Source organism: Ruegeria sp. HKCCD7251 (genome assembly GCF_013031165.1).
GTDB lineage: Bacteria > Pseudomonadota > Alphaproteobacteria > Rhodobacterales > Rhodobacteraceae > Ruegeria.
This window is the reverse complement of record NZ_WPZC01000002.1, coordinates 162,046-174,382: the sequence shown is the minus strand read 5'-3', so window position 1 is coordinate 174,382 and position 12,337 is coordinate 162,046. Positions and strand designations below refer to the sequence as shown.

Below are 12,337 nucleotides of genomic sequence, written 5' to 3'. Positions count from 1 at the left end.
TCCGGCTCCCTTGCAAAAAGCTCACGCTTCGCCACAGCACACGCCTGCTCTTCACCAGCTTCGTGCAAACAAGTTACGAATTGGACGTATGTCGAGAAAATCGTCGGGTATTGGGCAAGTGCCGCGCGACCATGCGAAAGGTACTCAACGCCAGGTCGGTTGGAGTAGAAAATTGAACAACACATGGCGAGATGAGCTCGGAATGCCAATGGATCGCGCGGGCATAGGCGAAGATCCAACCATAGCGCAGGCCGATCCGCAGCGAGAGTGCCTGCCCAAGGTGACCCCAAGCAGAATCCGGGTAGTCTTTTAAGGATTGCTCCTGTTCCTCGATGTTCTTCAACAGGCTCTCGCGGCTGAAGTTTCTCATGATCCGGCTCTGTGCAGCATTCGCAATCATCAGCGCGCTGACATCGTCTTTCGTCATCCGCGCCACCTCGGTTTCAATAACCTTGTTTCCAACAGATTCAGCTAAATTCAAACTGATCACATTGTTCGTTTTCAGCAAATCCTCGAGAGGGACATCCATATCATCGGCCCAGATATGTGCTTCGGTTTCGCCGTCAATCAAATGCGCCGAAATCTGCAGCCGTGCGCCATCGTACTGTTGCGTGCCTTCGAGAATAAAGTCGGCGCCCAATTGATCGGCAATGTCAGAGATACCCAGATCGGAGTCACGGAACTTGAAGCTGGATCGCCTTGAAATCACTTTCATCTGCGGATACCGCGCCAATGATGTGATGATCCCGCCACTCACCGCATCACTTAAGAAACCCTTGTGTTCCGGACTGCTAAAATCCTCGAAAGGTAGCACAGCGATAACCGGCGGCTTAGCAACCTCCGGTCGCAAGAAATTCACGACACCTGCGACAGCCAGAACCGCAATTACAGCGGCCAGCAGCCACCTCTTCATCATGTGGTAGGGTAATTTGACGTCGGGTTTTGTGATCTTTGGAGGAGTGTCCAGAGCAAGCGCTTGCGAGCGCTCATCCAATTCGATCTGATAAACTTCTACCGGCGCGGAGATATTCTTAACCTCTTGCGGGCCCATAGATGAAAAGGTGAGATCGAGCTTACCGTTCACTTGATCAAAGGCAGTGCGCGTTATGCAAATGCCACCGGGGTCCGCAAGCCCTTCGACCCGGGCGGCAACATTCACGCCGTCGCCATAAATGTCGTCCCCCGCCGCAATGACCTCACCCACGTTGATCCCAATGCGAAACTGAATACGCTTGTCTTCGGCACAACCTTTTTGGGCCGCAGTAATGGCGAATTGCACATCAACTGCAAAGCGTACCGCATCCATGACGCTGACAAATTCAACGAGGCTTCCATCTCCCATCAGCTTAACGATGCGGCCATTGTGCCGTTCGATACGGGGATCTATCTCAATACGCCGGAGGTCTTGGAGTGCCGTCAGGGTGCCGCTTTCATCGCGGCTCATTAGGCTCGAATAGCCCACGACATCAGCCGAGAGGATCGTCGTCAATCTGCGTTCATGTTCGTCGATTTCCAAGGTTCATATCTCCGCTAGGCCAAGCCTAACCCAAACAAGAACCATTCGTCGAGTAGACGGAGATTGGCCAAAAAACCTTGGATATTGCTTCAAACGAACGGCGTCGGCTTGATTGCGCACACACCGCATTGCCGGTGGAAAATACGCGAGGGCGTAAGTGAATTGTAGTCATGCTGTCAAATACGGGATGGCACCAGCCAAAAGTGCATTCGACGCCTTGGCTGTGCCCTACCCAGCGTCCGTCTTGCCGCGCCGATCCGAGCGCAGACAGGCGTACAACACATGCGTCCGCCACCGCCCGTTGATCTGTAAATAGGACTGCGCCACGCCCTCATATTTGAACGCCGACCGCTCCAACAACCCGCGCGAAGGTTTGTTTTCGGGCAAACACGCCGCCTCGATCCGGCTCAGGTCAAGTCGGGTAAACGCATGGTGCACGACCGCGCCAATCGCCTCGCGCATATAGCCATTGCGCGCATAAGCCTGCCCGGTCCAATAGCCCAGCGTCCCCGCCTGTGCCGGTCCGCGGCGGATGTTGTCCAGCGTGATCGCACCCACCAGCACATCATCCTCGCGCCGGAACAGAAACAACGGTATCGCCGTCCCACTCGCGACCGAGCGCTGCGCCCAATAGACTCGGTTGGTGAAGGACTTGCGGCTAAGGTGATCCTTGGCCCAGATCGGTTCCCACGGCGTCAGGAACTCTTTCGAGGCCCGCCGCAGCGCGGCCCAATCGTTGAAATCGGAATGAACCGGCGGGCGCAGACTAAGACGCGCTGTCTCAAGTTTCAGCTTACGTCGGCCCAACAGCATCACGCCGCACGCCTCTCCTGCAATTCTGCCAGCGTTGGCGCGCCGGATACCGGGCCGTACAAGGCCAGCGCGGCCGGAGCACTGATCGCCAGACGTTCAGCAAAATCGCGTACGTCAACGGTGCTTACAGCGTCAATTTTAGCGATTGTTTCTTCAAGCGGCGGCACGTCGCCCCAAATCTGAACCAGCCGCGCCAATCGCTCGGCCCGGTTCGATGGGCTTTCCAACCCCATCAGCATTCCGGCCTTCATCTGTGCGCGGGCACGGGCAACTTCTTCGGGGTTCATGTCATCGGCGGCGCGCTTCATCTCGTCGATGGTGATGGTCGCCAGTTCGCCAACCTGATCAGCCGAAGTTCCGGCATAAATCGTCGTGGTCCCGGTATCAGCATAGGCTCCGGTCTGCGCGAAAATCGTGTAGCACAGGCCCCGAGTCTCTCGGACTTCCTGAAACAGCCGCGAGGACATGCCACCCCCCAGCGCTGTCGAGTAAATCTGGGCCGTATAGATCGCATCATCACGGTAGCCCGGGCTTTCAAAAGCCAGCGCGAAATGGGCTTGTTCCAAATCCTTTTGCTGTCGGGCTTCCCCGCCTGTGAACCGGGCTGCTTCGGCAATCAAACCTTTGCGCGGATGCAGATGGCCGAACATCTCTTCGGCCATTTTCATCAACGCGTCGTGGTCCACCGCACCAGCCGCCGACAAGATCATCTGTTCCGGCCCATAGTGCTCGGACACAAAACCGGACAGATCCTCACGCGAAAACGCAGAGACCCGCTCGGTCGGCCCCAAAATGGTGCGGCCTAAAGGCTGGTCGTGATAGCTCTGCTCTTGCAGCCAGTCGAAAATCACATCGTCGGGCGTGTCATATGCCTGACCGATTTCCTGCAGGATCACGCCGCGCTCAACCTCGATCTCGCGCGGGTCGAAAACCGGGTTCAGAACGATGTCGCCGATCACGTCCATGGCCAGCGCCACGTCATCTTTCAGAACACGCGCGTAATAGGCCGTCACCTCGCGCGAGGTATAGGCGTTGATATATCCGCCCACATCCTCGATCGCTTCGGCGATTTGCAGCGCGGAACGCCGCTCGGTTCCCTTGAACGCCATATGTTCAAGGAAATGCGCGATGCCGTTCTGTTCGATCCGCTCATGCCGCCCACCGGCGGTCACCCAGATGCCGATGGCCGCAGATTGCAGCCCCGGCATATGTTCACTGACGATCCGAAATCCGTTCTTCAGCTGGTCTTGTCTGACAGTCACTCGGCGATATGCCCTTTGATATGATCCTCGAGGGCACCCAGATCATTGGCAATCCGCGTTACCCGTTCCGGACGTTCATACAGATCAGACATGCGGGATGGAAGAGGCGGATGTACCCCGCTCGCCTTCTCGACCGCCGCCGGGAATTTCGCCGGATGTGCGGTGGCCAAAGTGATCATCGGAACCTCTGCCTTGCGATGCTCCTCACCGACCTTGATACCAATGGCCGAGTGCGGGCAGACCAGCTCAGCGCTATGGGTCAGCGTCTGCTTGATGGTCTCAAGCGTTTCATCCTCGGACACACGGCCAGAGTCAAAGCTTTCGCGCAGCGCCTCCATTGCGCCTTGGCTGACGTTAAAGCCGCCAGTCTTCAGTTCATCCATCAATTGCGCCACGGCGCTGCCGTCCTCGCCATAGGCATAGTACAGCGCCCGTTCAAAGTTCGAGCTGACCTGAATATCCATCGACGGGCTGATCGAAGGGATGGTGTCGCCTTTGAAATACCCCTCACCCGAGAGACAGCGATGCAGGATGTCGTTCTGGTTCGTCGCCACCACCAGACGGTCGATGGGCAGGCCCATACGTTTGGCCAGATAGCCCGCAAAGATGTCGCCGAAATTGCCGGTGGGCACGGTAAAGCTGACCTTGCGATGCGGCGCGCCAAGGCTGACGGCGGCCGAGAAGTAATAGACGATCTGCGCCAGTACCCGCGCAAAGTTGATCGAGTTCACCCCAGCCAGTTTCACCCCATCGCGGAAGTCGAAATCGTTGAACATATCCTTCAGCGCCGCCTGACAATCGTCGAAGTCACCATCCACAGCCAGCGCATGAACATTGCTGTCGGCAGGCGTGGTCATTTGACGGCGCTGCACCTCGGACACACGGCCATGCGGGAACAGGATGAACAAGTCCACAGCGTCCAGCCCCCGGAACGCCTCAATCGCGGCTGAGCCGGTATCACCACTGGTCGCGCCCACGATGGTCACGCGGTCATTGCGCCGTTTCAGGGCCACTTGGAACAACTGACCGATCAGTTGCATAGCGAAGTCCTTGAAGGCCAGTGTCGGCCCGTGGAACAATTCCAGCAGAAAGTGGTTTTCGTTCAACTGTTTCAACGGCGCGCGGGCGTCGTGACCGAAGCCTTCATAGGCTCGCGCGATGATGTCTTTGAACTCATCTTCCGAGAACGAGCCGCTGACATAGGGCCACATCACGCGGAACGCGATTTCTTCATAGGGCAGACCGGCCAATGCCGCGATCTCATTATGGCTCATCACCGGAATCTCGGCGGGCAGGTACAGGCCCCCATCGCGGGCCAATCCAGTCAGCATCGCCTCCTCAAAGGTCAGTTCCGGCGCTTGGCCACGGGTCGAGATGTATTTCATTGCGTTTCACTCTTTGCAGGGGCGCGGTTGCGCCACAGGAAATAACCGGTCATCGCGGCCCAGACCAGAGCCAGACCAAACCATGTGATTGCGTATTGCAGATGATCGTTCGGGATGCCCGCCGTATCCACTGGCAAGGGCGTTATGCCGGGATCGGTCTCCGATCGGGCGATCAGCAGAATCGGCTCTGCCCCAAGCGCAGCGGCCAGATTGGGTACGTCGCGCGCGAACCAGATGTTGGCGTCGATATCGGCTTCGGGTGTATAACTGTCGATCTCATCCGGCCAGTGTAGGTTACCGGTCACGGTCATCGGCCCAATCCGACGCTCGGCTTGTTTTGCCGATGTCGGCACAAAACCGCGATCCACCAGAATGGTGCGGTCGTGCGTACTGAACGACTGTATAATCCGATAGCCCGCCCCGACCTGTTTGACCGAAACAAGTATATGGATTTCACCCGGCTCAATATCACCCGAAATCGTGACTGGCAGGTATTTGTCGGTATCTGCTGAAACGGTCTGCGGAAGGTCTGCGGGTTCAGCCGCAATGCGAGCGTCGATCTCTGCCAGAACACCCTCTTTCCAGGCGAGCCGCTGCATCTGCCAGATGCCTAGCGAGATCAGCACGCCCAGACCGGCGACACCAAAGATCAGCAGGAACAAAATGCGGCGCATGGCGGGGTCGTGACCTTATTGCAGAAACCGGCGTCTTGTTAAGGGCGGAGCGGTCCCGATTGCAACCACGCAATTGTATGGGGCGCAATCTTGCGTCCAAGTAAGGAAAAAGCCGCCCCAACGGGCGGCTTTTGCATTTGGTTCACCTGATCAGCGTCACATCAACGGGGCTTGTCCCCAGATGTAGACAGCGAAGAACAGGAACAGCCAGACAACGTCAACGAAGTGCCAGTACCATGCGGCGGCCTCGAAACCCACGTGCTTTTCTGGGGTAAAGTCACCGCGAAGGGCACGGATCAAACAGACCGTCAGGAAGATCGTCCCGATGATGACATGCGCGCCATGGAAACCTGTTGCCATGAAGAAGTTCGAATAGAACTGATCGCCGCCGAATTCCCAGCCTTCATGGGCCAGCAGTTCATAGTATTCAAACGCTTGTAGGAAGGTAAATGCGATACCCAGTACAATGCCGATCGCTAGGCCATTGATCAAAGCCTTGCGGTCATTGTCATGCACCAACGCGTGGTGCGCCCAGGTAATCGCGCAACCCGACAGCAGCAGGACCAGAGTGTTGATCAGCGGCAGGTGGAACGGATCAACCGCGTGGATATCCGGCTGAATGTATTCGGTGCCGGCATAGTCGTACATCGGATACATGCGATGCTTGAAGAACGACCAGAACCAGGCAAAGAAGAACATCACCTCGGACATTACGAACAGGATGAAGCCATAGCGCAGGCCGATACGCACAACCGGCGTGTGATCGCCCGCACGGCTTTCGGCCACCACTTCGGACCACCAGGCGAACATGGTGTAAAGAACGGCCACCAGACCCATCCAGAACATGAACGACGTAACGCCGTGCATCCACAGGACGGCTCCGAAAAGCATCACAAAACCACCGATCGCGCCGATCAGCGGCCAGATCGACGGGGCCAGAATGTGATAATCATGGTTTTTAGCGTGTGCCATCAGCGTCCCTCACCTAAAGGCATTAGTTCGTTGTTGTATCAGCCTGCGCATCTAGGGCGGCATAGCCCTCGGGCAGGTCAATTTCGTAGAATGTATACGACAGAGTGATCGTATGCACATATTTCGCTTCCAGATCCTCGACCATTTCAGGGTCGACGAAAAAGCTTACCGGCATCTGAACCCGCTCGCCGGGTTCAAGCACCTGTTCCTCAAAGCAGAAACAAGCGATTTTCTGGAAATAGCCACCCGCAGAATACGGCGCGACATTGTAAGACGCCTGCCCCGCAATCGGGCGATCGGTCGGATTATATGCCTCATAAAAGGCCAACCCGGTCTCGCCGATGCGCACTTCCATCTCGCGCTCGACCGGTTTGAATTCCCACGCCATATCTTTGGCTTTGGACGCATCAAAGCGGACGGTGACAGTATGGTCGAGAATGTCCTCGGGCGCGGCCTCGGCCACACCGGTCGTGCCGCCAAACCCGGTGACGCGGCAGAACCAGTCATAAAACGGCACCGCAGCCCATGCGAGGCTTCCCATCAGGATCACCACGCCAACGGTCTGCGCAACAGTCTTCTGAGGACCTGACAGCGCCATCAGTTCTGCACCTCTTGCGTGGCCATATTGAAGTCGGTGCCCGAGACTTTGACGATCGTCAGACCGAAGATGATCACGATAAACGCGGCCAACGTCAGGCCAACACCCAAATTGCGGCTGAACCGGCGCTGATGCAGTTCATGGCTTTTTCGCAAGCTCATGACCAGCCTCCTAACCCATAAGGTCTCAGCAATGCCTCAACCAGAATCGCGCCGAAATGCAGGAAAAGGTACAGCAGCGACAACTTGAAGAAGCTCCGCTCAACCTTGAAGTTGTCAGCTTCCGAGTCGTCTTCGGTCCGGCGCGCGATTGCCCATGCGCCCCGCAGGAACAAGGCATTCATCACGACGGCTACGGTCAGATAGATCGGGCCGCCAATGCCCGAAAACGCGGTACCTACGGCCAGCAGCGCCAAAAGCGCAGTATAGATCAAAATGTGCCAGCGGGTTGCACGGCGACCATGCGTTACGGTCAGCATCGGCACACCGGCATCGTCATAGTCCGAGCGCATGAACAAGGCCAGGGCCCAGAAATGCGGCGGCGTCCACATGAAGGTCAGAGCGAACATAAGCCACGGTTCGATCGACATCGAGCCCGTGGCAGCAACCCAGCCGATTACCGGCGGGAACGCCCCTGCTGCGCCACCGATTACGATGTTCTGGGGCGTCAAGCGTTTCAGCCACATCGTATAGACGACAACATAAAAGAAGATCGTGAACGCAAGGAATGCCCCTGCGAACCAATTGGTTGCCAGCCCCAGCATGATGACGGACAGGCCCGACAGCGCCAGCCCCAGCGACAGCGCCTCGCGTTCCTGCACTTTTCCAGCCGGAATCGGGCGGCCCTTGGTGCGTTTCATCACCCGGTCGATATCCGCATCCCACCACATGTTCAGCGCGCCAGACGCGCCGCCACCGATAGCGATGAACAGGATTGCACAGAAACCGACGAACGGATGCACCGATACCGGCGCCGCCACCAGCCCCACCAAAGCCGTGAACACCACCAAAGACATCACACGTGGCTTCAGCAAAGCGAAATAGTCGCCAAAGCTGGCCTCATCCGCGTGCGCCGTGGCGGTCACTTGGCTGGCATTGATGCTTGCGTCGCTCATGTCCGGTCCTTTTGGGGCAAAAGCTGCGCGATCCCCGCGCAGCCTGCTTGTTTCAATCTAGGCCGTTTGCGGCTTAGTTCGAGGCAACCTGATACGAGGCTGGCTGACCCGCGTACTCTTCCAGAGCACCCTGCAGCCATTCCTCATAGGCCTCTTCGCTAACCACTTTGACGGTGATCGGCATATAGGCGTGGTCCTTGCCGCACAGTTCCGAACACTGGCCGAAATAGACGCCTTCTTTGTCGGCCTGGAACCAAAGCTCGGCCAGACGACCGGGAACACCGTCCTGCTTTACCCCGAAGGACGGGATGGTCCATGAATGGATCACGTCTGACGCGGTCACCTGCATCACAACGATCTTGCCAACCGGAACAACGACGGCAGTGTCCGTGGCCAGCAGCCACTCGTCTTCACCATAGCCGGAATCTGCAAGCTTGGCCCGCATCGCATCATCCAGAACGAACGGCGTGACATCTGCGTCAGCCGGGCGCGCACCCTCGTCCAAGGTGGCCGGGTGGCCCAGCAGATAGCTGTCGAAGGCAAAGTCATGGTCAACGTATTCGTAGGTCCAGTACCACTGGTTGCCAACGACCTTGATAACCACGTCACCTTCGGGAATTTCCTGCTGCTTGAACAGAACCGGAAGTGAGAAGGCGCCGATGAAGACCAGAATCAGGATCGGGCCCAAGGTCCAAGCGATCTCAACTGGGGTGTAGTGAGAGAATCGCGCCGGCGTCGGGTTTACGCGGCTATTGTAGCGCACGATGCAGTAGACCAGCAGTCCGGCAACCAACAGGCAGATGGCGGTGATGATCACCAAAATCATTCCGTCCAGCCGGTGAATCCCCTCGGCCAGGCTGGTGGCTGCGGGTTGGAAACCCAAACCGCCATCAACCGGCTTGCCAATAATTTCAAGCTCCTGAGCCATGGCAGGCAGGCTGGAGAGGGCTGTCATGAGCCCCGAAAGCATCAAAGCATTCTTCATTTTCTGTCCTGATCGTTTGATCTTTGCGTCCCTGGCGAAAAGGTGTGAATCGGTCGCACCTCTCCCGTTGTCTTTGGCAGCGTTAAAAACCATATTCCGGGTGGTAGATAAAGCAAAATGCTTGCGTCAAACAGACGCTATTTTTGATCTGGATCAAACTCGAAAGGTCCCACCCATGACGAATGACCCGTTTCGCCCCTTTGAAAGCGCCCTTCCCCACGACGAAGCGCTTGCGGTTTTGCAATCTGCCACCGCCGGGGCCGAGGACGGAGAGTTGTTTGTGGAACGCCGAAAATCAGAAGCTCTGGTCTTTGACGACGGGCGTTTGCGCACTGCGTCTTACGATGCCTCCGAAGGGTTCGGCCTGCGCGCGGTTCAGGGCGAGGTGGCGGGTTATGCACATTCCACCGACGTCTCGATCCCGGCGCTGAAACGTGCTGCAGAGACAACGCGCCTGGCCGTCGGCGATGGTGGCGGCACCTTGGCCAGAGCGCCACGCGCCACCAACACACGCCTTTATACGGACGAGGACCCGATCGAATCCGCCAGTTTCCCGGTCAAGATCGAGACCCTGCGCGAGATTGATGCCTTCGCCCGCGATCTTGATTCCCGTGTCGTTCAGGTCAGCGCAACGATTGCGGCTGCCGTGCAAGAGGTCGAAATTCTGCGCCCAGACGGCGTGATCGTCCGTGATGTACGCCCGATGACTCGCCTGAACATATCGGTGATCGTCGAGCAGAATGGCCGGCGCGAAAGCGGCTCGGCAGGCGGGGGCGGTCGTGTGGGTCTGGACGGGCTGATCGACCCTTCCGACTGGCAGGACAAGGCACAAGAGGCGCTGCGGATCGCACTGGTCAATCTGGACGCCATCCCAGCGCCCGCGGGTGTGATGGAGGTCGCGCTTGGCCCCGGCTGGCCCGGTATTCTGCTGCACGAAGCCATCGGACACGGGTTAGAGGGGGATTTCAACCGCAAGGGCAGCTCGGCCTTTGCAGGGTTGATGGGTCAGCAGATCGCCTCCAAAGGCGTGACCGTGGTGGATGACGGCACTATCCCGGACCGTCGCGGCTCGATCTCGGTCGATGACGAGGGTACGCCAAGCTCGCGCACCGTTCTGATCGAGGACGGTATCCTGACTGGTTACATGCAGGACCGCCAGAATGCGCGCTTGATGGGGGTTGCGCCCACCGGAAATGGCCGCCGACAAAGCTATGCCCATAAACCGATGCCGCGTATGACCAACACCGTCATGCTGGGCGGCGACGCGGACCCCGCATCGCTGGTGGCCGATATCAAGGACGGTATCTGGGCTGTCGGCTTTGGTGGCGGGCAGGTGGATATCACCAACGGCAAATTCGTCTTTTCCTGCACCGAGGCCTACCGGGTCGAAAATGGTAAGATCGGTGCGCCGGTCAAAGGCGCGACCTTGATTGGGGACGGCCCGTCTGCCCTGAAGCGTATCCGCGGGCTGGGCAACGACATGGCGCTAGATCCTGGCATGGGCACATGTGGCAAGGACGGCCAATGGGTGCCAGTCGGCGTCGGGCAGCCGACTGTTCTGATGGACGGCCTGACTGTCGGCGGATCGGCGGCATAAACTAGAATCGCGGCGAATTTTGTGGGGCGCAGGGTTAATACTGCGCCTCGATTCCTGCTTGCGCTGTCCAGTGGCGCTCAGGCCACGCTTGCGACGCGTTTATATTTTCCATTGATTTTCAGATTGTTACGCGAAAACACTAGTTCAACCTACAAAAATACCAGAAAAATTTGAACGGATTCAGAAGCTGTTAACCACTCCAGCCGTAAACCAGTTCTGCAATCAGGCGGAGCAACGGATGACCGAGGAGCAGCTTTCTTCCAATCACCCCACACTCCCACCCACCACGGAAGAGGATCGGTTTTCCTGGCTTCGTCTGTTGCGCTCGCGCAAGGTTGGTCCAGCGACGTTTCGTCGACTGCTGCGGGAACATGGCTCGGCGCAGAATGCGCTGGCCGCGCTGCCTGAAATGGCGCGCGCTGCCGGAATAAAAGGGTATGAAATCTGCCCGCCCGGTGTGATTGAGGCGGAACTCAAGGCCGCAAAAGCCGCCAACGCGCGGCTTTTGTGCCTTGGGGCCGCTGACTTCCCGACCGCTTTGAATGACCTGAATGATGCACCGCCGATGTTGTGGGCAGTCGGTGATGTATCACTGCTGCAAAACCCATCGGTTGCAATGGTCGGCGCACGTAATTGTTCATCGTTGGGTGCGCGCATGGCGCGCGGGCTGGCTACCGATCTGGGCAAGCATGGATATGTGATTGTCTCCGGTCTTGCCCGCGGGATCGACACGGCGGCCCATATCGCGGCGCTGGACGTTGGCACTGTGGCTGTCATGGCCGTAGGGGTCGACGTGATCTATCCGTCAGAAAACACCGATCTGGCCCATAAAATCGCCGAAAACGGATTGCGGGTGTCGGAACAACCCATGGGCGTGACGCCTCAGGCCCGTCATTTCCCGCGCCGCAACCGGATCATCTCAGGCCTTTCACAGGCGGTTGTGGTGGTCGAGGCCGCGGCCAAGTCCGGCAGCCTGATCACTGCGCGCGACGCATTGGATCAGGGGCGCGAAGTTCTGGCCGTGCCCGGCCACCCCTTTGACGCCCGTGCCGCGGGGTGCAACCTGCTGATCCGCGACGGCGCGACTCTGGTACGCTCGGCGGAAGACGTTATCGAAGCGCTGCCCAAACGTGAAATACCTTCACCCGTTCAAGCCGAACAGCCCCCCGAACAGACAATTCTGAAGCTAACGTAGAATCGCTGCGCGCCGCGATCCTGACGCGCCTCGGGCCGTCCCCGATTGCCGAAGATCAACTGATCCGCGATATTGCGGCCACTGCCGGGGAAATCGGCCCGGTGCTGGTAGATCTGGAATTGGACGGGCGCATCCAAAGACAACCCGGCGGACTTCTATCGTTATCGGCCTGATCGAACGAATACGCCATTGTTCTACCCGTATCACTTTGAAATCACCGCCAAAT

At 58.0% G+C, this 12,337-nt stretch carries 11 protein-coding genes and 1 pseudogene; 2 read left to right on the top strand and 10 right to left on the bottom strand.

The annotated features are described in order from the left end of the window. Nucleotides 1-73: 73 nt before the first annotated feature. The 10 genes from GOX75_RS06995 to coxB form a co-directional block, all read right to left on the bottom strand. Nucleotides 74-1,516, bottom strand: a complete 1,443-nt coding sequence (locus GOX75_RS06995) for an adenylate/guanylate cyclase domain-containing protein (protein ID WP_171121873.1) — start codon at nucleotides 1,514-1,516, stop codon at nucleotides 74-76. Nucleotides 1,517-1,744: 228 nt separating this feature from the next. Further along, nucleotides 1,745-2,329, bottom strand: a complete 585-nt coding sequence (locus GOX75_RS06990; RefSeq protein WP_171121872.1) for a GNAT family N-acetyltransferase — start codon at nucleotides 2,327-2,329, stop codon at nucleotides 1,745-1,747. Further along, nucleotides 2,329-3,591: a pitrilysin family protein gene (locus GOX75_RS06985; protein WP_171121871.1), complete on the bottom strand. Its 1,263-nt coding sequence runs from the start codon at nucleotides 3,589-3,591 to the stop codon at nucleotides 2,329-2,331. The genes GOX75_RS06990 and GOX75_RS06985 overlap by 1 nt, the downstream gene beginning before the upstream one ends. Further along, the gene (thrC, locus tag GOX75_RS06980; RefSeq protein ID WP_171121870.1) at nucleotides 3,588-4,976 is read right to left on the bottom strand and encodes a threonine synthase; all 1,389 of its coding nucleotides are present in this window, start codon (nucleotides 4,974-4,976) and stop codon (nucleotides 3,588-3,590) included. Before thrC ends, GOX75_RS06985 begins: the two co-directional genes overlap by 4 nt. Beyond that, nucleotides 4,973-5,650 (bottom strand): SURF1 family protein, encoded by a 678-nt coding sequence (locus GOX75_RS06975; RefSeq protein WP_171121869.1) that lies wholly within the window; start codon nucleotides 5,648-5,650, stop codon nucleotides 4,973-4,975. The genes thrC and GOX75_RS06975 overlap by 4 nt, the downstream gene beginning before the upstream one ends. Before the next feature lie 156 nt (nucleotides 5,651-5,806). Next, nucleotides 5,807-6,622 carry a cytochrome c oxidase subunit 3 gene (locus GOX75_RS06970; RefSeq protein WP_171121868.1) on the bottom strand — a complete coding sequence of 272 codons (816 nt, stop codon included), beginning with the start codon at nucleotides 6,620-6,622 and terminating at the stop codon, nucleotides 5,807-5,809. A 22-nt stretch (nucleotides 6,623-6,644) separates the two neighbouring features. Further along, nucleotides 6,645-7,220 (bottom strand): cytochrome c oxidase assembly protein, encoded by a 576-nt coding sequence (locus GOX75_RS06965; RefSeq protein WP_171121867.1) that lies wholly within the window; start codon nucleotides 7,218-7,220, stop codon nucleotides 6,645-6,647. Beyond that, the gene (locus GOX75_RS06960; RefSeq protein WP_162896804.1) at nucleotides 7,220-7,381 is read right to left on the bottom strand and encodes a hypothetical protein; all 162 of its coding nucleotides are present in this window, start codon (nucleotides 7,379-7,381) and stop codon (nucleotides 7,220-7,222) included. Before GOX75_RS06960 ends, GOX75_RS06965 begins: the two co-directional genes overlap by 1 nt. Beyond that, entirely contained in the window at nucleotides 7,378-8,334 is a 957-nt protein-coding gene (cyoE, locus tag GOX75_RS06955; RefSeq protein ID WP_171121866.1) for a heme o synthase, read from the bottom strand. Before cyoE ends, GOX75_RS06960 begins: the two co-directional genes overlap by 4 nt. 73 nt (nucleotides 8,335-8,407) lie before the next feature. Next, a complete protein-coding gene (coxB, locus tag GOX75_RS06950; protein WP_171121865.1) occupies nucleotides 8,408-9,319 on the bottom strand; it encodes a cytochrome c oxidase subunit II in 912 nt (303 codons plus the stop codon). A 175-nt stretch (nucleotides 9,320-9,494) separates the two neighbouring features. On the opposite strand from coxB, the gene tldD reads away from it, so the two are divergent. Together tldD and dprA are read left to right on the top strand one after the other, a co-directional pair. Then, complete coding sequence (tldD, locus tag GOX75_RS06945) at nucleotides 9,495-10,916, top strand: metalloprotease TldD (RefSeq protein WP_171121864.1); 1,422 nt, start codon at nucleotides 9,495-9,497, stop codon at nucleotides 10,914-10,916. A gap of 238 nt (nucleotides 10,917-11,154) precedes the next feature. Beyond that, nucleotides 11,155-12,284: pseudogene (gene dprA / locus GOX75_RS06940) on the top strand (DNA-processing protein DprA). The last annotated feature ends 53 nt before the right edge of the window (nucleotides 12,285-12,337 follow it).

What these genes read in the sequence shown, in the direction of transcription:
- GOX75_RS06990 (WP_171121872.1), bottom strand. Translation starts at nt 2,329, where the DNA reads ATGCTGTTGGGCCGACGTAAGCTGAAACTTGAGACAGCGCGTCTTAGT.
- thrC (WP_171121870.1), bottom strand. Translation starts at nt 4,976, where the DNA reads ATGAAATACATCTCGACCCGTGGCCAAGCGCCGGAACTGACCTTTGAG.
- GOX75_RS06975 (WP_171121869.1), bottom strand. Translation starts at nt 5,650, where the DNA reads ATGCGCCGCATTTTGTTCCTGCTGATCTTTGGTGTCGCCGGTCTGGGC.
- GOX75_RS06970 (WP_171121868.1), bottom strand. Translation starts at nt 6,622, where the DNA reads ATGGCACACGCTAAAAACCATGATTATCACATTCTGGCCCCGTCGATC.
- GOX75_RS06965 (WP_171121867.1), bottom strand. Translation starts at nt 7,220, where the DNA reads ATGGCGCTGTCAGGTCCTCAGAAGACTGTTGCGCAGACCGTTGGCGTG.
- GOX75_RS06960 (WP_162896804.1), bottom strand. Translation starts at nt 7,381, where the DNA reads ATGAGCTTGCGAAAAAGCCATGAACTGCATCAGCGCCGGTTCAGCCGC.
- cyoE (WP_171121866.1), bottom strand. Translation starts at nt 8,334, where the DNA reads ATGAGCGACGCAAGCATCAATGCCAGCCAAGTGACCGCCACGGCGCAC.
- coxB (WP_171121865.1), bottom strand. Translation starts at nt 9,319, where the DNA reads ATGAAGAATGCTTTGATGCTTTCGGGGCTCATGACAGCCCTCTCCAGC.
- tldD (WP_171121864.1), top strand. Translation starts at nt 9,495, where the DNA reads ATGACGAATGACCCGTTTCGCCCCTTTGAAAGCGCCCTTCCCCACGAC.